Below are 23,435 nucleotides of genomic sequence, written 5' to 3' on the forward strand. Positions count from 1 at the left end.
GGATAAAAATGCAAGAGATACAATACAGAAATATACATAGTGATGTGAAAAGAAAAATTAATTTAACAAAGATGCTGCAAAAAATTGATTTTGTTTTTTGTATATCAGCATTTTCATTATGGATCAAAAGCTTATTATTTTTATTTGAAGTGAATAGAATTGATAAGATTAATGAAATAATGAGTAGAGTTATAGAATCTCGTAAAATAATGATAGTTGGAGTTCTATCATTATTATCCATGATTGCAATATGCGTGTATTTGAAGAGAAAAAATAAAACAAAAGAGTTAAAATATATATGCTTAGGAGTTTTATTAATTATAATGTCTGCATGTATGTTGTCTAGAAAGAATTATACAGTTTTGTACATGCCATTTGGGCTATTTTTGTTATCGATAGGACTGCTATTTAAAGGAAAAAATAGACTTATAGCATATACTGTTATAGATGCTTTAGCATCTCTTATAATATGGATGGATGCAATTTTGCTTAGGGCATATGGAAGCTTTCTTAGCATAGAATATATATTTCACCCATCTGCATTTAATTCAAGTAATAGAAATTTATTAAGTTATACTAAATTTCAAGATATCTTATATTTTATAGATATACTATTTTTGATATATGCATGTTTTAAGTATAGAGAGATTTATAAAGAGAGAGCTAAAAGCAGAATAAGGAATATAGCATTTGGATTATTTATGCTATTTGCATGCTTATTATGGATAAAGGGAATATATTATTTTTATGATGTAAAAGACATAACTAATGGTAAAGTCACATTTTTTACACCATATTCTTGGGATTTGCAAGGAGTTGCGCAAAATACATCATCATTGGGATATCATGTTTATGAAATTGGAAAGAAATTAACTATAAGTAAAGAAAAGAAATTAACTTCAGCTGAGGAAGAAGAAATAAACAAATGGTTTTTGAGCAATGATGAGAAATTACCTGATAATAATTATGTTGGATTATTAAATGGAAAAAATCTTATATTTTTGCAAGTTGAATCTATGGAGAATTTTGTAGTAAGAGAAACAATAAATGATCAAGAGATAACTCCTAGGTTGAATAAAATGCTTGATAATAGTTATTATTTTAAAAATATATATGAGCAGGTTTATCATAATAGTGCAGACGGAGACTTTTTATCAAATACTGGAATATATCCTCTAAAGGTAGAAACAAGTTATAGAAGATATCCATTCAACACATATAATTCTTTAGTAAATAATTTTAAGAAAAAAAATTACACAACAATATCTATACATCCAGAGGATTGTGATGGATGGAACTGGAAGGAAAGTCATTTAGGTTATGGATTTGAAAAAATTTATGATGGCAGAGACTTTGTGGTAGATGAGATTGTGGCAGGAAAGAAGATATCAGATGAATCACTATATAAGCAGACTGTTGAAAAACTTAAGAATGAAGAGAAACCATTTTTAGTTCATATGGCAACTATGACTAGCCATGGACCTTTTTATATAATTGATGAGAAAAAAGAATTGAATCTTAATGATGAGCTTAATAAATCTATGTTAGGTACATATTGCCAAGTTATGAGATACGTTGACAGCTCGATAGGTAAATTTGTAGATTTATTAAAAGAAAATAATTTATTAGATAATACTGTTTTGGTGATTTATGGAGATCATGCTGGTCCTCATAGATATTATCAAAATGAAATTGATGATATGGGTGAAATAGATGGTATAAAAGAATCATGGAGAAATAAGGATGTAAGAGTTCCATTTATAATTTATAATCCATCTATAAAAGGTGAGACAATAGATACAATAGGTGGACAAGTTGATATATTACCAACAACATTATCGCTTTTTGGTATAGATAAGGAAGAATATATTAACTGTATGATGGGAAGAAATCTTTTGAATACTGAGAGAAACGCTACTGTTTTAGCAAATGATACTATAATTGGAATACCAAATTCAGAAGAAGAAAAACAAAATCTCATTCAAATGACAAAAATTAGCGATAAGATAATAGAAAGTAACTACTTTAAAGGTAAGTACTAATAGTAGTTATAAATTATATAATCATTAATTAGAGAATATATACAACATAAAGAGGCTATAGATAAGCCTCTTTTATTTTTATAATATTATTTTAAATTTTGATGATGAGGCAGATGGAATTAAAAAAATACATATAAATTTAAGAAAGTATAAATTGGATAAGCAGATAGAAATATGGTAAAATTTTAATATTACTAATTAAAGTTGTATTATTTTACAGCATATTTCAAGATTTTATATGAAGAGGGTAATTAAATATGAGCATAAAGAAATCAAAAATAATAATCATTTCTATAGTGGCAATTTTGGCACTTATATTTTTGGCAGGAGGCTATGCAGTTTACTCTAAGTTATCAAAAATAAAGACTACTAAAATTGAATTGCCAGATGAAGAAATAGGTATACAAAAACATGAAAATGAAGAGGTGAAGAATAAAAAGGATGTAACGTCTATTCTTCTTTTAGGGTTAGATAGAGAAGAACATGCAACAGATGTAAATATGGTATTGACATTAGATGACGATAACAAAGAGATAAGACTTTTATCTATTCTTAGAGATTCATACATATATTATGGAGAAGATAAGACAAATAAACTTAATTATGCTATTAATTATGGAGGAGTAACAAACAGTATAAAGACGGTAAATGAAAATTATGGTACAGAAATTAGAGATTACATACTTATAGATTTTGATGGAGTAATGAATCTTGTAGATGCTATGGGGGGAGTTAATGTAAACCTTACTAGCGAAGAGATTCCATATATATCTCCAAACAAAAATTTAAAATCTGGGAATAATGTATTAAGCGGAAAACAGGCTCTTTCTTACAGCCGTATAAGGAGAATTGGAACTGACTTTCAAAGGACTCAACGTCAAAGAAATGTCATAAATGCTATGTACAGTAAAGTTAAAAGCTTATCTTTAGGTGAGATGAATAAACTTTTAGATGTGGCTTTAAACAATGTTGAGACAAGCCTTAGCTATGGAGAAATCCTTTCTCTTGGACAAAAGATAATATCTTATGGTGGAAAAGAAATTAAACAAGGAAGAGTTCCAATTGACGGCACATGGCATGATGATTATAAAGAGTTGTATTATCTTATGTGGGATAAAGAACCAAACTTAAAATATATTAGAGACTTTATATATGGGGAATAATGAGATGAATTTCAAGTTAATATAGAAGATTTTGTACTGAAATATCAAATTTTAATATATATTTTAGATTGATATATTGAACTTGGTCATAAAAAAAAGTATACTGTACATATCGCCGTGTTCGGAAAATGAACATCATTATTGGTTGTAAAAAAAGGAGGAAAATTATGTTAAGCAAAAGAAAATTTCAATGTTTAAATGATATATTTAAAAATGAAAAGATTAGTTGCACTAAAAATAATTTTGATGAAGATATATTAGAGGATTTAAGAAAGGATGGATTGATAGAAAATCTATCTTTAACTGAGAAAGGGAAAAATACTCTTGAAGAATTTAAAGTAGATAATGCCATTATAATGGCTGCAGGACTTTCTTCAAGATTTGCACCACTTTCTTATGAAAGACCTAAGGCTCTTTTAGAGGTTAAGGGAGAAATACTTATAGAAAGACAAATAAGACAGCTAAAGGAAGCTGGAATTGACAATATAACAATAGTTGTAGGATATATGAAAGAAAAATTCTATTATCTAAAAGAAAAATTTAATGTAGATATAGTTGTAAATGAAGAGTACAAAGTTAGAAACAATAACTCAACACTTTATTTAGTTAGAGATAGATTAAAAAATTCTTATATATGTTCATCAGACAACTATTTTGTAGACAATGTTTTTGAAAAATACGTATATGATTCTTATTATTCATCTGTTTTTGAGGAAAATGAAACAGATGAGTATTGTATAACAGTAGATGATGACAATACAATTTCTTATGTAACAGTAGGTGGAGAAAATGCTTGGATAATGTTGGGGCATGTTTACTTCTCAAAAGAGTTTTCAAAGAGATTTACAGATATACTAGTTAAAGAATATGATGAACCTGGTGTTGACTCTATGTTATGGGAAGATATATTTATAAGACATTTAGGTGAACTTCGCATGAATAAAAGGGAGTACAAAAAAGGTGAGATTCTAGAGTTTGATTCTTTAGATGATTTAAGGGATTTTGATGAATCGTACAAGTATGACAGCAGATCACAAGTTATAAAAAATATATGTAGTATATTAAAGTGTAAAGAAGCAGATGTAAAGAACATTGTTCCAATAAAGAAGGGACTTACAAACATTTCATTTAAGTTTCTTGTCGATGGCAAAGCTTATGTATATCGTTTGCCAGGAGTTGGAACTGAAGAAATAATAAATAGAGAAAGTGAAGCTTTTTCACAAGGTGTAGCTAAGGAGCTAGGCTTAGATAATACTTACATATATATGAGTCCTACAGAAGGCTGGAAAATATGTGAGTTCATAGATAATTGTATAGATTTTGACTATAGAAATACCCAAGATGTTGAGAAAGCTATGAAGATGGTTAAAAAACTTCATGATGCTTGTGTACCATCAAAATGGGAATTCAGTATATTCGATGAGGCGGATAAATTATTAACTCTAGCAAAGCAATATGACTATATAAATAATTTCAAAGATATTGAAGAAATCACTGAGATGATAAGTAGACTTTATAAATTTACTGAAAGTGACAATGTACCAAAAAGATTATGTCACAATGATTGCTATGATCCAAACTTCTTAACTGATGGGGAGAATATGTATCTTATAGACTGGGAATATTCTGGTAATGCTGATCCAGCCAGTGATATAGGAACTTTTATATGCTGTTCAGATTATACATTAGATGAAGCAAAGGATGTACTAAAAATATACTTTGGAAGAGAATTAACTGAAAAGGAAATGAGACACTATTTAGGATATGTGGCAATCAGTTCTTATTATTGGTTTGTTTGGGCTGTGTTTAAAGAAAGTTTAGGGGAAGATATAGGCGACTATGTAAAGATATGGCATGATTATGCTGTTGAATATGGAAATATAGCATTAGCTTTATATGAAAATAAATAAAGAAATTAGATAGGGGATTTTTATGGAGATTATTGGGAAAGTAGTAGTTTATATAATAATGGCGTGTGCAGTTGCTGGGGCTGTAGCATCAATAGTCAAAGAGAACAGTGAACTTGGAAATGAATTTGTAGAAGGAATTAACAGTGTAGGACCAATATTCCTACCTGTTGCAGGTATAATGGCTGCAGCTCCTTTTATAACTGCATTCGTGTCTTCAGTATTTGGACCGCTTTTTCAGGCAGTAGGTGCAGATCCTGCTATGGCTGCTACAACTTTTATAGCAGTAGATATGGGAGGATACCAGCTTGCGGAAGCTTTAGCTCATACAAAAGAAAGTTGGATTATGGCTATGACAACAGGATATATGGCAGGTGCAACTATAGTTTTTAGTATTCCAGTTGGATTAAAGATGATTCAAAAAAAGGATCAAAAGTATTTAGCTTTAGGAGTTATGTCTGGAATACTGACAATTCCAGTAGGAGTTTTAGTATCAAGTGTTGTTATGGCACTTACTAAACCATACATAAGAGATATGATAAGCACTGATAGCGCAGCTACGTATCAATTATTGATGAGTTATGGAGACATATTTAGAAACTTAATACCATTAATTATTATATGTATAATTATTGCGGTAGGATTACTATTTAAGCCAGATGCCATGATAAGGGGCTTTATAATATTCGGTAGAATTATGGATTCTGCATTAAAACTAGTATTAGTTTTTTCTATAGTAGAATATTTTACAGGATTTTTCTCAAATATATTTGGAGTATGGGGATTTGAACCTATATTAGCTGACCAAATAGATCAGGTTAGGGCATTGGAAGTATCAGGAGCTATTGCAATGATGTTATGTGGTGCTTTCCCAATGGTATATCTAATTAAAAAATATTTAAATAAACCTCTAAATGCTATTGGAAAGAAGTGTGGACTTTCAACAGATGCAACTACTGGTATATTAGCAGGAGCTGCAAATATATTAGCATTATTTGCAATGATTAAAGACATGAAAGCTGAAGACAAAGTCAAAACTATTGGATTTGGTGTTTGTGGAGCTTTCCTTATAGGAGATCATCTTGCATTTACAGCAAACTTTCAACCAAATTTAATTTTGCCAATTTTATGTGGAAAGCTTGTGGCTGGAATATGTGCTGTAGCTATTGCAACTAAAATAGCAGTTCCAAAGGCTAAAAAGCTTGAGGAAGCAGACTCTTTATTAGCATAAATAAAGTTTAAGATATAAGTATCCTGTCTTATTTATACATGATAGGATGCTTATTTTTTTATATTATTAAACTTTATCAATTTACAATATATTCATAATTTAATGACATAAAATGAAGCAATAATTAAAAAAGTACTGTGAATAGATAGAAAGTATATGATATAATTCATAGTGTTATAGAAAACATGATTGGAGAAGGAAGATAATGTCCGAGAAGTTAGGGAAAAATAAAGTTTCGGTTGTAATTCCTATGTATAATAGTGAAGATACAATTATTCGTACTCTAGAATCTGTTAGAAAACAAACAGCTTTTAATATGATTTTGGAAATATTAGTGATTAATGATGGCTCGACGGATAAGTCTTTTGATATAGTGAAAGAATATGCTGATCAAAATAAGGATGTACCTATAAGACTTATAGATAAGCCTAATGGAGGCGTTTCTACAGCTAGAAATAAAGGAATGAAGGAAGCGAAAGGTGAGTTTATTGCTTTGTTGGATTCCGATGACGAATGGCTTCCTGAGAAAATTGAAGTTCAGATGAAAACTATAAAAGAACACCCAGAAATAGATTTTTTAGGCGGGGATGCTAATGGTAAAAGTTTGAGTATATTTGGAAGGAAAATAGACACTCTTTATAAAGCAAATGTTAAAGATTTGTGCTTAAAGACTTTTCCTTTAACTCCAGCAGCGCTTTTTAGAAAGAAGATAGTAGATGAAATAGGTTATTTTGATGAAAATCAACAATTTGCAGAGGACATTCAGTACTTTTATAAAATATGTAATAACTATAATTATTATCATCTTCCAGTACAAGTGGTTCAATGCGGATGTGGAAAACCTTCCTTTGGATTTAGCGGATTATCTTCAAATCTTAAGGGCATGCATGAAGGTACCATAAAAAATATAAAAGAATTAAGAGAAGAATCTATAATAAGTACAGGGTTTTACATATTTTTAAGAGTATTTTATTGGATGAAGTATATAAGGCGAATAATAATAACAAAATTAAGATAACCTCAATAATATATTAATAGATGTTAAAAGTGTTTACAAAATAATTAAGATAAAATATAGGACATTTTATTATTCTTGAAGAATTTTTATGATAAAAGATTAAGACTTGATGTCAAATCATAAGGAGGGAAAGATATGTCAATATTAGTAACAGGTGGAGCTGGATATATAGGAAGCCACACCTCAATAGAACTTTTAAATGCAGGATATGACATTGTAATTGTAGACAATTTTTGTAACAGTAAACCAGAGGTATTAAACCGTATAGAGGAACTTTCAGGTGGGAAAAAACCTAAGTTTTATAAAGTAGATATACTAGATAGAGAAGGTCTTTCGAAGGTATTTGAAGAGAATACTATAGAAGCTGTAATACATTTTGCAGGTCTTAAGGCTGTTGGTGAATCAGTTACTATGCCTATAGAATACTATGAAAATAATATAAGCGGTACTTTAGTTTTATGCGATGTTATGAGAAAATATGGAGTGAAAAGAATAGTATTTAGTTCATCAGCTACAGTATATGGAATGGAAAATAAGGTTCCGTTTTCAGAGACTATGCCTACAGCTAGTGTAACAAACCCATATGGAAGCACTAAACTTTTCATAGAGCAGATCCTTAAAGACATATATGTTTCTGATAATGAGTGGAGCATAGCATTGCTTAGATATTTCAATCCTATCGGAGCTCATGAGAGTGGAAGAATTGGAGAAGATCCAAATGGAATTCCAAATAATCTTATGCCATATATAACCCAAGTTGCAGTAGGAAAGAGAGAATTTTTAAGTGTATTTGGTGATGACTATGATACTCATGATGGTACAGGAGTTAGAGACTATATTCATGTAGTTGATTTAGCTAAAGGTCATCTTAAAGCTGTTGAAAAAGTAATGAACCTTAAAGGGGTAGAACCTTATAACTTAGGTACAGGTATAGGATACAGTGTTTTAGATGTTGTGAAAAATTTTGAAAAGGCATCTGGAGTTGAGATTCCTTACAAGATTGCGCCTAGAAGAGCAGGAGATATTGCAACATGCTATGCTGATGCAAGCAAGGCATTAAATGAATTAGGATGGAAGGCAGAAAAGAATCTTGAAGATATGTGTAGAGATTCATGGAGATGGCAGAAGAACAATCCTAATGGATATGATAAATAGGAGAATATAGTCATGAAAAAAGTTTTATTTACAGCTAAGGTTGACAGTCATATATTAAATTTTCATATACCTTATCTTAAATGGTTTAAGGATCAAGGATATGAAGTTCATGTAGCTAGCAATGGAGAGAATCATATACCATATACAGATTTTAAATATAATCTAAAATTTGATAGAAACCCATTAAAACCAAGTAATTTTAAGGCTTACTTAGAATTAAAAAAGATGATAGATGATAATAACTATGAAGTAATTCATTGTCACACTCCTATTGGAGGGGCTCTTACAAGATGGGCAGCTAGAGGTGCTAGAAAGAAAGGCACAAAAGTCATGTATACAGCACATGGTTTTCATTTCTATGAGGGAGCATCAAAGTTTAACTGGCTTGTATATTATAATGTAGAGAAATTTTTATCTAAATATACAGATTGTCTTATTACTATAAACGAGGAAGATTTTAATGCTGCTAAAGAAAGAAATTTTAAAGCTAAGAGTTTAAAGTTTGTAAAAGGAGTTGGAATAAATTTAAATAAATTTGTCCCTCAGACTTTGGAAAAGAAGAGAGCATTAAGAGAAGAGTATGGGTATAAAGAAGATGATTTTATAATGGTTTATGCCGCTGAATTAAGTTATAGAAAGCATCATGATTTATTGATTAATGCGATAAATTTAATAAAAGATAAGACTCCAAACTTAAAACTTCTTTGTGCTGGTCTTGGAGCATTAGAAGAAGAGTACAAAGATCTTACTAACAAACTTAATGTTGGTGACAATATAAAATTCTTAGGCTATAGAAAAGACATAAACAATCTAATGACTTTGGCTGATGTAGCAGTATCATCAGCTAGACAAGAAGGATTACCAGTAAATATAATGGAAGCTATGGCCACAGGGCTACCTATTATAGTTACTGATTGTAGAGGTAATAGAGATTTAATTGAGAATGGTAAAAATGGAATAGTAGTTGGAATAGATGATGTACAAGGGTTCGCTAAAGCCATAGAAAAAATGTATAATGATAAGGACTTTAGAGAAAAAGTTTCTAATTTTAATTTAGAAAGTGTAATTCAATACTCTCTTGAGGATATAAGTAAAGAAATGGCTTCTATATACAATGAGGTCATAGGGAAATAAATAGAAAATTGATAGATTTATTACAATCTATCAATTTTTTTTATGTGTTTTGATGATAAATTTTAACTTTAAAATACAAATTGATAAATGAGTTTTATAATTAAATACAAATTTACAATAAAACTCAGCTGTGATAAAATTAAATAAGTGAAATAATATAGATATAATGAGGGGTGAGCAAGTGTATAGAAGAAACAAGAAGATAGCATGTGCTTTAGCGCTACTGATGGTGGTGAACAATGTTTCTACATCAGGAATTTTAGCGTATTCTAAAGAAAAACAAACTCAAACAGTTGCAATAAAAGCTGTAAATGATATTAATATAGTATCTACAACTACTGTAACAATAGAAGATGCAAAGAGATGGGCAAAAAAAAGAAATGCGACTCAAACCTTTATTGGTCTTGCAGATTTATTCTGGAAATATGCACCTTCACGTGGAGGGGTTAATCCAGCATTAGCTTATGTACAATCAGCTCTTGAGACTGGTTATGGAAGGTTTGGAAATGTTTTAGATGAAACTTATTATAACACATGTGGATTAAAAAGAACAGAAACAGGAACTGCAGATGATAATAATGATAAAGAGGCTCATAAGAGATTTGATAACTGGGATCATGGTGTACAAGCCCATTTAGATCATTTAGCGCTTTATGCAGGAGCACCAGGATTTCCTAAAACAAAAATAGAACAAAATTATTTGGGGAATAATTTAAGTTCAAATGCTACTTATGATTCAAGACATTTTGGGTATTTGGCAGGAAAAGCTAAAACGGCCACTCAACTTTCGAATAGCTGGGCAACTAGTGTTGAATATGGAGAAAAGCTAGTTGAACTATATAATAGTCTTTTATCAGAAGCCGAATCAGGAAGACGTGGTTGGCTTCAAGATGGAGATGATTGGTATTATTATAACGAAACAGGTGAATTACATAAGGGATGGCTTAAGTTATCTGACGGAACATATTATTTAAATGAAAATGGAATAGTGCATAAAGGTTGGTTTCAAGAAGGCGATAATAAATATTACTTTGATAACTTTGGACGAGCTATTATAGGAAGAACAGAAACGATAAATGGTAAGAGCTACACTTTTGATAAAGAAGGAAAACTTGTAAAAGAAAATTTAAAATCAGGCTGGCATTATGAGGATTACTACTGGCAGTATTATAAAGACGGAAAGCGTCAACATGGATGGATCAATATACCAAACGACGGAAAGTACTATGTAGAGTCTTATGGAATGGTAAAAGGCTGGTATGATGTAGAAGGAAAGAGATATTATTTTGATGATGCTGGAAGAGCTATAGTAGGAAAAACTATAGAAATAGAAGGAAAAGAATACGCATTTGATAATGAAGGCGTTCTTGTAAAAGCATTAAAAAGTGGATGGCACTATGAAGATTACTACTGGCAGTATTATAAAGACGGAAAGCGTCAATATGGATGGATCAATGTACCAAACGACGGAAAGTACTATGTAGAGTCTTACGGAATGGTAAAAGGCTGGTATGATGTAGAAGGAAAGAGATATTACTTCGATGATGCTGGAAGAGCTATAGTAGGAAAAACTATAGAAATAGAAGGAAAAGAATACACATTTGATAATGAAGGCGTTCTTGTAAAAGCATTAAAAAGTGGATGGCACTATGAGGATTATTACTGGCAGTATTATAAAGACGGAAAGCGTCAACATGGGTGGATCAATATACCAAACGACGGAAAGTACTATGTAGAGTCTTATGGTATGATAAAAGGCTGGTATGATGTAGAAGGAAAGAGATATTACTTCGATGATGCTGGAAGAGCTATAGTAGGAAAAACTATAGAAATAGAAGGAAAAGAATACACATTTGATAATGAAGGCGTTCTTGTAAAAGCATTAAAAAGTGGATGGCACTATGAAGATTACTACTGGCAGTATTATAAAGACGGAAAGCGTCAACATGGATGGATCAATATACCAAACGACGGAAAGTACTATGTAGAGTCTTACGGAATGGTAAAAGGCTGGTATGATGTAGAAGAAAAGAGATATTACTTCGATGATGCTGGAAGAGCTATAGTAGGAAAAACTATAGAAATAGAAGGAAAAGAATACACATTTGATAATGAAGGCGTTCTTGTAAAAGCATTAAAAAGTGGATGGCACTATGAAGATTACTACTGGCAGTATTATAAAGACGGAAAGCGTCAACATGGATGGATCAATGTACCAAACGACGGAAAGTACTATGTGGAGTCTTACGGAATGGTAAAAGGCTGGTATGATGTAGAAGGAAAGAGATATTACTTCGATGATGCTGGAAGAGCTATAGTAGGAAAAACTATAGAAATAGAAGGAAAAGAATACACATTTAATGATGAAGGTGTTCTTGTAAAGTCTCTTAAAAATGGATGGCACTATGAAGATTACTACTGGCAATATTATAAAGATGGAGAACGTCAATATGGATGGATCAATGTACCAAATGATGGTAAGTACTATGTAGAGCCTTATGGAATGGTAAAAGGCTGGCATGATATAGAAGGAAAGAGATACTATTTTGACGATGCTGGAAGAGCCATAGCAGGAAGAACCGAAAATATAGAAGGAAAGAACTATACATTTGATGAAAACGGGGTTCTTCAAGTAAAAACAGGTTGGTGCTATGAAGATTACCATTGGCAGTACTATAATGAAAATGGAGAAAGACATCAAGGATGGCTTCAAAAACCAGAAGGAAAATACTATTTAGCTGATTACGGAATGGTAAAAGGATGGTTTGAAGAAGACGGAAAGAGATACAATTTTGACGATGCAGGAATAGCTAGAAAAGGCTGGATAAACATGGATGGAAAGAACTATTATTTCTATGATGATTGTCATGCTGCTCAGTTTGAATTTATAAATGGTAAATATATAGGTTATGATGGATATGTAAAAGATAAGATGACTATAGTTATAGATCCTGGACATAACAATGGTGGAGATAGTGGAGCGAGTTGTGTTCATGATGGTATAGTATATGATGAAACTCAAATGAATATGGATGTTGCTGTAAAGCTTAGAGATGCATTATTAGCACAAGGATATAATGTTATAATGACACGACAACCTGGTGAAATTCAGACAGATAAACTTTCTCAAAGTCTTTTAAAGAGAGTTGTAATTGCTAATAATGAAAAGGCAGATTTATTTATAAGCATACATCATGATTCTTATAACGAGACTTCAAATGGAATGACTGTATTCTATGATACTTATAGACCAAACGTTGAAACTAATGGAGTAAAAACAGATTCTGATGGAAATGATTATGATACAACTCCATGTAGAGCCGCAATTGTTTCAAAAGAATTTACAGCAGATTTGGCTAAAAACCTACCTTCAAGTTTAGGATTATATAATAGAGGAGCCAGATATAGAAATTTCTATGTAACAAGAAATACTATAATGCCTTCTATGCTTATAGAATGTGGATTTATATCAAATCCAGATGAAGCAAAAAAATTAGCGGATCCTCTTCATCAATTAAAGATGGCTGGAGAACTTACTAGAAATGTAAATAAATTGTATAAGAAATAATGAAAAAACTCTAGGGTATTAATACTCTAGAGTTTATATATAGTAAAATAAAAAGATATAATACATTGTAAAAATTATGATATAATGTATAAGTTGATTATTTAAATTAAAAATATACTGTTTTTCTAAAATATAGGAGGTAAATATGTTATTCTCATCTACTGTATTCATATTCTTATTTTTACCTGGAGTATTATTTGGATATTATATACTATTTAGAAAAAGTCGTAAATTACAAAATTTATTTTTAACTATATGCAGTTTAGTTTTTTACGCATGGGGTGAGCCCAAATTTGTATTAGTAATGATTGGGTCAATACTAATGAATTGGATATTTGCTTTATTAGTAGACAAACATAGGATGTCTAAGAAAAAGATTACAATTTTTATGACACTTATGATCATGTCTAATATAGGAATTCTTTTTGTATTTAAGTATTTAATGTTTACTGTAAGTAATATAAACAATATTTTTGGAATGGAATTATCAATTCCAAAAATAACATTACCAATAGGTATTTCATTTTTTACTTTTCAGGCAATGTCTTATGTAATTGATGTCTATAGAAAAAATGGTGAAGTTCAAAAAAATCCAATGAATGTAGCATTATACATAGCATTTTTCCCTCAATTAATAGCAGGCCCTATAGTAAGATATGAAACGATAGCAGAACAAATAAAAAATAGAAAAGAAACATTTGATGATTTTGCAGATGGAACCTGTAGATTTATAGTAGGGTTGGGAAAAAAAGTATTAATATCTAATACTTTAGCTATAGTTGCAGATAGAGCATTCTTAATGAGTTCTAATAACACAACTACAGTAGCAATGGCATGGTTAGGAGCTGTATCATATACATTTCAGATTTATTATGATTTTAGTGGATATTCGGATATGGCAATAGGCTTAGGAAAAATGTTTGGGTTTAAGTTTTTAGAAAATTTCAATTATCCTTATATATCTAAATCGATTTCTGAATTTTGGAGAAGATGGCACATATCTTTAGGATCATGGTTTAGAGATTATGTATATTTCCCACTAGGAGGAAGCAGAGTAACGAATAAATCTAGATTAGTACTGAATTTATTTGTTGTATGGTTTTTAACAGGAGTATGGCATGGGGCAAATTGGACATTTATAATTTGGGGTCTTATGTATTTTGTATTAATAACTCTAGAAAAACTTTCAGATTTTGAAAATAAATTAAAAAAACTAGGCATACTTAAATACATATATACTATGTTTTTTGTAATATTAGGATGGGTAATATTTAGATCTAATAACTTAGTACAGGCTATTACATATATAGGCAATATGTTTGGTATCGGTGTAACAGGAATAATTAATGATCAATTCTATTTGTATTTTATAGAAAATAGATACTTCTTTTTATGTGCAACTTTATTTTCTATGCCGATAACAAGAGTTTTTACAAAAAAAATTGATAATTATAAAATTGTAGCACCTGTATATATTATTATTTTAATGCTTACATTTATAATTTCGATATCATATATTTTTAAAGGATCATATAATCCATTTATTTACTTTAACTTTTAGGAGGTGTAGATTCATGCTGAAAAAAAGAATAACATGTGTTCTATTTATAGTAATGATATTCACTATGGCTATTATGGGTGGTATAGATAAAATGAATGAAACATATAAAAATATGGACAAATCTACTGATATGTCAATGTCACAGATTTTTAAACTTGGAAGATCTGTTTTATCAGGTGCGAAAGATGTAAGTATTTTCAAAGAGGTGGCTATAGAAGGAAATGGATTGTTTCAACGAATTATTGACAGAAAAACAGTAGAAGATATAAGCCCAGATGATAAAGTTATAAAAATGAATGATGGATCATTAACTTTTATAACTGATAAGATTTTAGATGTAGATGTGAGAGCAGAAAATATAATAAAGTTTAATAAATTTTTAAAAGAAAGAAGCATTCAGGGGCTATACATACAAGCACCACACAAAACAAATGAATATAATAGCCAACTACCTAAAGGAATAATTAATTTAGCTAATGAAACTGCCGACCAGATTATAGATAAAATGAGAGGTAAAATTGATATCTTAGATATAAGAAAAGAAATGAAGAATGATGGTATAAATTTTACAGATGCGTTTTTTAAAACAGATCATCATTGGAAACCAGAAACAGCATTTTATGCATTTACTAAAACAGCTGATATATTAAAAAATAATTATGGCTTTGAAATTAGTGATGAAATCTTAAATTTAGATAATTATAATAAAAAGATATTAAAAAAATGGTTTTTGGGAAGTGAAGGCAAAAGAGTCGGAAGTCTTTACGCGGGAGTTGATGATATATCTATAATTAGTCCTAAATTTAATACAAATTTAGAAATGATATGGCCTTCTTATGGAATACATGATAAGGGCAAATGGTTAGATACCGTTGTAATGGACAATAGTAATGAAGGGAAAAATTATTACAACTCTAATCCATATGCAATGTATATGGGAGGAGATAGAGATTTGCAAATAATAAAAAATCTTAATAGCTTAAATAATAAAAAGGTAGTTATTGTAAGAGATAGTTTTGGGTGTGCATTTACTCCTTTTTTGTCATTAGCATGTAAAGAATTAAGTGTAATTGATTTAAGACATTATGAAGGATCTTTATATAATTATGTGGAAGAAAACAAACCAGATGCAGTGATTTTTCTTTTTAATCCTACAGGAATTCAATATATTAGATAAAAATAAGTATAAAAAAAGTGAACTCCCATTCTAAATTTATAGTAAATAGAGTTCACTTTTTCATTAATTAAAAAATTTATAGTTGACAGTAATATTTAATAAAAGATTATAATAATTATTTATTAGGATGGATATCTTCATATATATATTTATGAAGGTAGTCTATATTTTTTTCTTTATCAAAAGGAAGATACCAAGTTCCTTTTATCATCTTTCCGCCATCTGGGAAGGTGCCATCCACAGGAATACGAGCTGTCTCTATTTCTGTAGTACCGCTTAGGAACAAAGATAATCCCATTCCCATCATTTCGCCAGTACCGAGACTTGTTCTAACCATAGGCGCTAGTTTTGAGATGTTTTTAGGAAGACCTAGGATACCGCCTTCTTTTATCTTTGATAATAAAGCTTGAAGTACTATTCTCTGTCTAGACGTTCTTTCAAAATCACCGTTTCCTACAGATCTTATTCTTGTGTATGAAAGAGCCTGCCTGCCTGACAAAGTTTGTGACCCAGTTCCGCTTAAAGGAGTATATGGGGTACCTGTTATATCGGCTATCTCTTTTATATACTTATTTATTTCTTTGACTTCATATTGCTTTATATCTAAATTTACACCACCTAAAGAATCTATTATTTTTTCCATATCAAAAAAGTTTACAGCTGCATAATCAGTTATATTTAGTTTGAAATTTTCGTTTAATGTTTTTATTGATAATTCAGGTCCGCCATAGGCATAAGCATGGGTGAGCTTATCATTTCCATGTCCATCTATAGATACATAAGAATCTCTCATAACAGATGTCAGTTTTACCTTTTTATGAGCTTTATCTATAGAGACTATCATAACTGCATCAGAACGAGAAGGCTCATCTTCACTTCTTTGGTCCAAACCGAATAATGCAATGTTAGTTACTTTATTGTAAGTATCATATTTTTTTAGCATATTTATATTTTCTTTGGATACACCAAGCTCAGATTTATTACTAGAAATTTTATCGTGCTTGATTCCGCTAAGCATGCTATAACCATAGAAAGTTCCAAAGCCTATTACAAATAAAAGCATCAATGTTATAAACATCATTATCCTTCTTTGTCTCTTTTTGCGTCTCCTACGTTTCTTTTTAGATGATACGGAACGAGATTTAGACCTAGGAGGCTCTTGATGATTTTTTGACATAAAATTACCTCATTTCTGTAACAATATTACAAATTTTATTATATTGATTGTTGAATTCTTTTTCAAGGTAAAAATTTCTTAAGATTAATTAGGTAAATTTTGATTTTCAATTTTTTGCGCTATATTATATAATGTATTTATGTTTAATTTTGCAAAGAGAGTTATGGAAGGAAGGTAAAATATATGTTGTGTGCTGTAATAATGGCTGGAGGAAAAGGTGAAAGATTTTGGCCTTTATCAACGGAGGATAAGCCAAAGCAGTTTTTAAATCTCCTAGGTGAGGAATCTATGCTACAACTTACAGTTAGCAGACTTGAAAAAATTATACCATTGGAAAGAATATTTATAGTAACTGCGGAGAGATATGAAGAGCTCATAAAAGAAAATCTTCCCAACATACCAAGTAGAAATATAATTTTTGAGCCTGAGGGAAGAAATACGGCTCCTTGTATAGCGCTTTCAGCCTTTTATATAAGAGAATTTTACGATGATGCTACACTTTTAGTTGTACCTTCTGACCACATAATTTTAGATGAAGAGAAGTTTTTAGATACGGTTAGATGTGCCTATGAATATGTAAAGACTAATGGAGAAGCGGCTGTAACTATTGGAATAAAACCAACAAGACCCGAGATTGGATATGGGTATATAAAATATGAGGAAAGTAAAAACTATATAAAAAAGGTGGAAAGCTTTAAAGAAAAGCCATCCATAGAAAAGGCCAGAGAGTATTTAGAAGATGGAAACTATTTGTGGAACTCAGGAATGTTTGTTTGGAAAGCAGAAAGGATTCTTGAACTTACAAAATGTCATTTAAAAAACACTTATGATATTTTAAATGAAGTTGCAATATCTTTGGAAGGTTTTGAGGAAAGGCTTAAAGATAATTACAAAAGAGTTGATAATATATCAGTAGATTACGCTATTATGGAGAAAGCAGAAGAAATTTATGTTGTATTAGGTGAATTTGGATGGGATGATCTTGGAAGCTGGAATAGTCTTTCTAGATACAAAAAAAGTGACAAAGATGACAATGTAATTGATGGAAGCGTTGTTGTATTAAAATGTAAGAATGACATTATAAAAACTCAAAAGAAGACATATGTTATGGGAGCAGAAAATCTTATAATTATAGAAACAGATAATGAAATAATGATACTAAATAGGGAATACGTATCTCATATAAAAGAATTAAAAAATTATAAACAATATTAAGAAAGTTGTAGTATTATTGAGTTTTAGGGTAATCTATGGTAACATGATAACGTTAAGTATTATATAGGTTTACCGACAAGTTAGGGGAATTTTTATATTTATAGCCTAGTTAATATATTTTATATAGACATTGTATATATAAAGAAATATATATAGAATTATTGTACTTATTGCAGTTTAGCTATGCCAAATAATTACTAGGTTAATTGGAGGATATTATGAAAGAAAAGATAATGGGATTAAAAAGAACTATAATGTTTCTTACAACATTCATCATATTATTAGCAACTACGTTGATTTTCTTTTATGTATGGGATGTTTACTATAGTGATAGCATAGTTTTACCTTTTTATAGAAAAGGTAATTGGCTTATTGGAGCTATTTATGCTGTGCTTTTATATGCATTTACAAAAATTTATAGCGGATATAAAGTAGGATTTTTAAGATTATCAGAGGTTATTTATTCACAAGTACTATCTCTCTTATTTGTAAATGCAATTACATATTTACAAATAAGTCTTATAGGAAGACAATTTCTAAATGTAGTACCTATACTTGGTATGACTGTAGTTCAGATTATAATAATAACTGTCTGGGCACTTGCTACTCACAAAGTATATTACCTAGTTTATCCGCCTAGAAATACTATGCTTGTATATGGAAGCGGAGAAGCGGGATCTATAGTAAGAAAGATGAATTTACGTAAAGAGAAGTTTAACATAACTTCTATGGTTTCTGCTAAAAAGGGTGTGAGCAGCATATGTGCAATGCTTGATGAATTTGAAGCAGTTGTTTTAAGTGGAGTTAATCCAGATGACAGATTAAAGATAGTGAATTATTGCTATTCTAAGAGCATAAGGGTTTATGTAGTTCCTAATATAGAAGACATACTTATAAGCAATAGTGATAATATACATTTATTTGATACACCTATGCTTCTTCTTAGAAATAGGGGGTTATCACCAGAAAATAGATTTGGAAAGAGAACACTTGATATATTACTATCATCTATAGCAATAATAATAACATCACCATTTATGATTATTGTAGCTATTTTGATAAAGCTATATGATGGAGGTCCATTCTTATTTAAACAAAAACGTCTAACTATAGATGGAAAAGTATTTGAAGTTTACAAATTTAGAAGTATGATTGTTGATGCAGAAAAAGATGGGGTTGCTCGTCTTGCCAGCAAAAATGATGATCGTATAACTCCAATTGGAAAATTCATTAGAAAGGTAAGATTGGACGAACTACCACAATTATTCAATATTTTACTTGGAGATATGTCTATAGTAGGTCCAAGACCTGAAAGACCAGAAATTGCAGAAGAGTATATGAAGACAATGCCTGAATTTGAATATCGTCTAAAGGTAAAGGCAGGCCTTACTGGATATGCTCAAGTATTAGGAAAATATAACACAACTCCAAAGGATAAGTTGTTATTAGATTTAATGTATATAGAAAAATATTCTTTATTCCTAGATCTTAAACTTATATTAATGACTATAAAGATTTTATTTATGTCAGAAAGTACTGAGGGAGTAGATGATGGAACAATCTTACCCCAAGAAGTAGTAGTGACAGAAGATAAGGAATAGATATCGTAAACGTAAAATTAAAGGGTATGAATGAATTTTAAATTCATTTATACCCTTTTTTAGTTAAAAATTATTTTCTCTATTTTGTCTTTGAAGCTCTTCATGACGAGTTTTTAAATGTTTTAATAAGTCTTTTGCCTCAGGGAAGTTGGTGAATTTATCTCTAATATTAGTATAGTTCATAGGATCCTTTTGTAAATCATATAATTCTAAAAGCTTACCAGAATCAAAATCATTATTTACATTTACTGCGTATACTATCTTAAATTTTCTACTTCTAATACAATACCTTATATCTCTTCTTACAAGATCAGGGCAACCGCTTCCCATATATTCTATTATTATAAAGTCGCGAATGTATGATGGATCTAAAAGAGATCTACCTCGTATATTGTCAGCCTCAGGAAGACCTAAATAATCTACAAGTGTTGGTATTATGTCTACACTTGAAGAGAACTTTTCTATTTTATTATATTTAGAGTCCTTATCAAAAATAATATATGGTATTCTATAATTTTCATCATAAAAATTATGGACTGAATTCTTTCTTATAGGATCGTAGGAGAAAGAAAAACCATGATCAGCTGTGATTACAATAGTAGTATCATCATATCTACCTTCAGCTTTTAACCAATCTACTAATCTTTTTATACATAAGTCCATATAAATTATAGAATAATCATAAATTAAAGAGCCTTTATAATTTTTTGGAAGAGAAGCTAGAAATTTTTCTAAAGCTTCAAACTCTTCATCTAAAATGGCTGTATCTGTGCAGTCATAGCTGAAAAACATAGCTGGAGAATGAACGTCATCTACATGAAGTAATGCAAAATAAGGTTGTTCAGAACGTTCCTCATTACGTGATGATACCCATTTTTTTAGATGTTCCAAATGAGTATGAAGACTTGGAGCGCTTTTGAATTTATCGTAATTTATAGCTATCCTATCCATAAAGTCAGGAGCTATTAAGCTTTTTTTATAATTATACATATATTTAGCAAGTTGTCTAAGATTACTTTCTGAATCTGATATATTTTTAACTGTAAGTATGTTTTTTATCTCTTTAAAAGAAACTCTATTATTTCTTAGGTTAAAATTTTTGTTAGCCTTGAAAGAACGGTTGAAAAATTCCTGATGTTTTTTAATGAAGTTTTCTTTCCATTGAACATCTGTTATTTTTCTTTGTTCAGCTTCAGGCACTGTGAATAGAGCATGAGATTTTCCTTCTGATAATAGATTTTTTAAATATCCTTCTTTATCTTGTAAAAACTTATCAAATTCCTTCTTTACAAAATCTAAATTTGATTTTGCATCATAATACTCTAAATTTTTAGCTATAAATTCTATTGCCTCTGCATTTTCACTCAATTCTTCTAAGAATAGTATCCATCCGTTAAAATTCTCTTCTAATAATTCTTTTAACATTTCTATATCAGAATCTAAAAGCTTATTTTCTTTATATAAGTTTGAGAAGTAATCAAATCTATATGCCCAAAGAGTATTTATATCAAATCCTACATTATAATATACAGAAGAAAATCCTTTTCTTATACTAGTAGGGTATACATGAGGTTGATAAGTGTTATTAAAGGTTTCATATCCTCTATCTTCAAAAAGTTCACCTATATTTTTTCCCTGATTTTTGAATTTTTTTAAGTATCCGCCATTATCTAGAGTGTGTGCACTTGTTAACAATGCTATAGTGGCTGCTTCAGTAAATGGGGCTTCAGAATACATATTGTCTGCAAATACAGCGTTTTTTAATTTCTCATCAATAAAAGGTGATGCAGAATATCCATGTGAATTACCTAAACGAGTATATAAAAGTGAGTCTATAACAAAAAATATAACATTTTTACTCATAACAAATTTCCTTTCTAAAATAATAGTTTTATATTGTAATAAAATGTTGATTATAATATTAACATTAATCATTATACAACAAAAGGATATTGGGTACAAATAGCTAATTGAGTATAATTATCAATATTATATAAAAATTAAATAGTTTATGTTTGATGAAAACGAATTTTACAAAAAGTTGACATGATTAATTTGTTATAATAAAGTATAATTGTTTAGATGGTATGCAAATCATAATTATGATGGGATAAATATATGATATAGACATGTGTCATGGAGGGGAAATGATTGATTTGAGACAAAATAAAATCATGCAAATAGATGAGATATTTTTATACAAATGTTTATTTGTGATATATACAGTATTTTTGGCAACAGAATTTTCACAAATGAGAAGTTTTACACTACTAAAAGCATTGATTTTTGGAGGAGGAATTTTAATTGTAATTTATGAATCCTTTAAAACTAAAGGTGAATATTTAGTAAGAAATAAACTTCTACTAGCTTTTATGATTTTTAGTACATTAACTCTAATCGTTAATAATGGAAAATCAGGAAATCTTAAATTTTATTTGATAACATTAATCCAACTTTTTATATTAACAAGTATAAAGAGAAAAAACAATATCAAATCGGTAAAAGAAGAATTTAAAAAATTAAACTTTGTATTTATACTTACAACATCAATATTTACAATGATTAGCTTGATTATGTATGTATTTAAAATTTCAATTTCAACTTTTTCTATTACTGATCCAACTAGAAGTGATTTGATAAAAGGAGTTTATGTTATAAGTACATCAGCAGGTCTTATATGTTACTTATCTTTAATGGCAACAGTAGTTTCTTTAATAATATTAAGGAAAGAAATGCGAGACTATAAATTTTTAAGTATATTTTATTTGTTTAATTGTTTCCTTCAAGGTTACGGGTTATTCCTAAGTGGTGCAAGAGGATCACTAATTTCTTTTTTTGCTTTCATAGTAGTCTTGGGGTTTTTATTTATATCAAACAAAAAAATAAGAGTAGGAATAATATTAAGCTTAATTACTATTATTCTATGTTTTCCTATTTACAAAAGTCATTTACCTAATATAAACCTTTTTAATAAAGATACAGAAGGAAACTTTTTTAATGGAAGGTTATTATTATGGGAAAATGGATATAATCATGCCTTTAAAAATTACAAATTTTTAGGAACTGGTGCAGGTAATATGGTAGAAGTTACTGAGACATTATCAGATACGTATTTACCTGGTATAGAGGGAGGAAGGCTTCATAATATATATTTAGATGTATTATGTTCTAATGGAATTTTAGGATTCTTAGCATTTATGACTTTTATCATCTATGAAGGTATTAAACTTTATATGGGCAGCTTTAGCAATAGGGTAAATAAGGAAAATAGAATTTATATTAAGTGCATTACAGCTTTTTTAGTGTCAATTTTAGTAATTAATATAGTAGAATCAATAATGGTGTATGTATTAAGTATAGCAGCAACTATGTTTTGGATATACATGGGGTATGGTATTGAGCTTATAAGCAATAATAGCAGTAGTTTAGAAAATTATAAATAATTAAAATTTAATGTGATAATAATAAAATAAATGATGGTTATAT

At 29.6% G+C, this 23,435-nt stretch carries 15 protein-coding genes; 13 read left to right on the forward strand and 2 right to left on the reverse strand.

The features are described 5' to 3' along the window. The first annotated feature begins 8 nt into the window (after positions 1–8). The 10 genes from KQH81_RS02775 (at position 9) to KQH81_RS02820 (ending at position 15,956) form a co-directional block, all read left to right on the forward strand. A complete protein-coding gene (locus tag KQH81_RS02775) occupies positions 9–2,042 on the forward strand; it encodes an LTA synthase family protein (protein ID WP_051196269.1) in 2,034 nt (677 codons plus the stop codon). 257 nt (positions 2,043–2,299) lie between these two features. Beyond that, positions 2,300–3,205: an LCP family protein gene (locus tag KQH81_RS02780; RefSeq protein ID WP_230028865.1), complete on the forward strand. Its 906-nt coding sequence runs from the start codon at positions 2,300–2,302 to the stop codon at positions 3,203–3,205. A gap of 167 nt (positions 3,206–3,372) precedes the next feature. Next, positions 3,373–5,115 carry an NTP transferase domain-containing protein gene (locus tag KQH81_RS02785; protein ID WP_230028866.1) on the forward strand — a complete coding sequence of 581 codons (1,743 nt, stop codon included), beginning with the start codon at positions 3,373–3,375 and terminating at the stop codon, positions 5,113–5,115. A gap of 22 nt (positions 5,116–5,137) precedes the next feature. Continuing rightward, positions 5,138–6,343: an ethanolamine utilization protein EutH gene (gene eutH, locus KQH81_RS02790; RefSeq protein ID WP_035770831.1), complete on the forward strand. Its 1,206-nt coding sequence runs from the start codon at positions 5,138–5,140 to the stop codon at positions 6,341–6,343. Positions 6,344–6,548: 205 nt separating this feature from the next. Continuing rightward, positions 6,549–7,361: a glycosyltransferase family 2 protein gene (locus tag KQH81_RS02795; protein ID WP_230028868.1), complete on the forward strand. Its 813-nt coding sequence runs from the start codon at positions 6,549–6,551 to the stop codon at positions 7,359–7,361. Positions 7,362–7,496: 135 nt separating this feature from the next. Beyond that, positions 7,497–8,516, forward strand: a complete 1,020-nt coding sequence (galE, locus tag KQH81_RS02800; RefSeq protein ID WP_230028870.1) for a UDP-glucose 4-epimerase GalE — start codon at positions 7,497–7,499, stop codon at positions 8,514–8,516. A gap of 12 nt (positions 8,517–8,528) precedes the next feature. After that, positions 8,529–9,650 carry a glycosyltransferase family 4 protein gene (locus KQH81_RS02805; protein WP_230028872.1) on the forward strand — a complete coding sequence of 374 codons (1,122 nt, stop codon included), beginning with the start codon at positions 8,529–8,531 and terminating at the stop codon, positions 9,648–9,650. Positions 9,651–9,831: 181 nt separating this feature from the next. After that, entirely contained in the window at positions 9,832–13,218 is a 3,387-nt protein-coding gene (locus tag KQH81_RS02810) for an N-acetylmuramoyl-L-alanine amidase (protein WP_230028874.1), read from the forward strand. A gap of 145 nt (positions 13,219–13,363) precedes the next feature. Then, positions 13,364–14,779, forward strand: coding sequence for an MBOAT family O-acyltransferase (locus KQH81_RS02815; protein WP_230028876.1), 1,416 nt, complete (start codon positions 13,364–13,366; stop codon positions 14,777–14,779). Between the two features lie 13 nt (positions 14,780–14,792). Next, complete coding sequence (locus tag KQH81_RS02820) at positions 14,793–15,956, forward strand: DHHW family protein (RefSeq protein WP_051196143.1); 1,164 nt, start codon at positions 14,793–14,795, stop codon at positions 15,954–15,956. Between the two features lie 115 nt (positions 15,957–16,071). Here KQH81_RS02820 and KQH81_RS02825 read toward each other — a convergent pair whose 3' ends face one another. After that, positions 16,072–17,133, reverse strand: a complete 1,062-nt coding sequence (locus tag KQH81_RS02825) for an LCP family protein (protein ID WP_083405163.1) — start codon at positions 17,131–17,133, stop codon at positions 16,072–16,074. A 183-nt stretch (positions 17,134–17,316) separates the two neighbouring features. On the opposite strand from KQH81_RS02825, the gene KQH81_RS02830 reads away from it, so the two are divergent. Then, complete coding sequence (locus KQH81_RS02830; RefSeq protein ID WP_027637559.1) at positions 17,317–18,348, forward strand: mannose-1-phosphate guanylyltransferase; 1,032 nt, start codon at positions 17,317–17,319, stop codon at positions 18,346–18,348. Positions 18,349–18,566: 218 nt separating this feature from the next. Further along, positions 18,567–19,949, forward strand: coding sequence for a sugar transferase (locus tag KQH81_RS02835; protein ID WP_027637558.1), 1,383 nt, complete (start codon positions 18,567–18,569; stop codon positions 19,947–19,949). Between the two features lie 63 nt (positions 19,950–20,012). Here the strand turns inward: KQH81_RS02835 and KQH81_RS02840 are convergent, their stop codons facing one another. Beyond that, the gene (locus KQH81_RS02840; RefSeq protein WP_230028878.1) at positions 20,013–21,812 is read right to left on the reverse strand and encodes a sulfatase-like hydrolase/transferase; all 1,800 of its coding nucleotides are present in this window, start codon (positions 21,810–21,812) and stop codon (positions 20,013–20,015) included. A 284-nt stretch (positions 21,813–22,096) separates the two neighbouring features. Here KQH81_RS02840 and KQH81_RS02845 point away from each other — a divergent pair, with 284 nt between their 5' ends. After that, positions 22,097–23,392, forward strand: coding sequence for an O-antigen ligase family protein (locus KQH81_RS02845; protein ID WP_178312047.1), 1,296 nt, complete (start codon positions 22,097–22,099; stop codon positions 23,390–23,392). Positions 23,393–23,435: the final 43 nt, after the last annotated feature.

The sequence above is a fragment of the Clostridium cadaveris genome (assembly GCF_020911725.1).
Lineage (GTDB): Bacteria > Bacillota > Clostridia > Clostridiales > Clostridiaceae > Clostridium_X > Clostridium_X cadaveris.

Excerpts from the sequence above, each read along its gene's own strand:
- KQH81_RS02775 (WP_051196269.1), top strand. The coding sequence starts at position 9 with ATGCAAGAGATACAATACAGAAATATACATAGTGATGTGAAAAGAAAA.
- KQH81_RS02780 (WP_230028865.1), top strand. The coding sequence starts at position 2,300 with ATGAGCATAAAGAAATCAAAAATAATAATCATTTCTATAGTGGCAATT.
- KQH81_RS02785 (WP_230028866.1), top strand. The coding sequence starts at position 3,373 with ATGTTAAGCAAAAGAAAATTTCAATGTTTAAATGATATATTTAAAAAT.
- eutH (WP_035770831.1), top strand. The coding sequence starts at position 5,138 with ATGGAGATTATTGGGAAAGTAGTAGTTTATATAATAATGGCGTGTGCA.
- KQH81_RS02795 (WP_230028868.1), top strand. The coding sequence starts at position 6,549 with ATGTCCGAGAAGTTAGGGAAAAATAAAGTTTCGGTTGTAATTCCTATG.
- galE (WP_230028870.1), top strand. The coding sequence starts at position 7,497 with ATGTCAATATTAGTAACAGGTGGAGCTGGATATATAGGAAGCCACACC.
- KQH81_RS02805 (WP_230028872.1), top strand. The coding sequence starts at position 8,529 with ATGAAAAAAGTTTTATTTACAGCTAAGGTTGACAGTCATATATTAAAT.
- KQH81_RS02815 (WP_230028876.1), top strand. The coding sequence starts at position 13,364 with ATGTTATTCTCATCTACTGTATTCATATTCTTATTTTTACCTGGAGTA.
- KQH81_RS02820 (WP_051196143.1), top strand. The coding sequence starts at position 14,793 with ATGCTGAAAAAAAGAATAACATGTGTTCTATTTATAGTAATGATATTC.
- KQH81_RS02825 (WP_083405163.1), bottom strand. The coding sequence starts at position 17,133 with ATGTCAAAAAATCATCAAGAGCCTCCTAGGTCTAAATCTCGTTCCGTA.
- KQH81_RS02830 (WP_027637559.1), top strand. The coding sequence starts at position 17,317 with ATGTTGTGTGCTGTAATAATGGCTGGAGGAAAAGGTGAAAGATTTTGG.
- KQH81_RS02835 (WP_027637558.1), top strand. The coding sequence starts at position 18,567 with ATGAAAGAAAAGATAATGGGATTAAAAAGAACTATAATGTTTCTTACA.
- KQH81_RS02840 (WP_230028878.1), bottom strand. The coding sequence starts at position 21,812 with ATGAGTAAAAATGTTATATTTTTTGTTATAGACTCACTTTTATATACT.
- KQH81_RS02845 (WP_178312047.1), top strand. The coding sequence starts at position 22,097 with ATGATTGATTTGAGACAAAATAAAATCATGCAAATAGATGAGATATTT.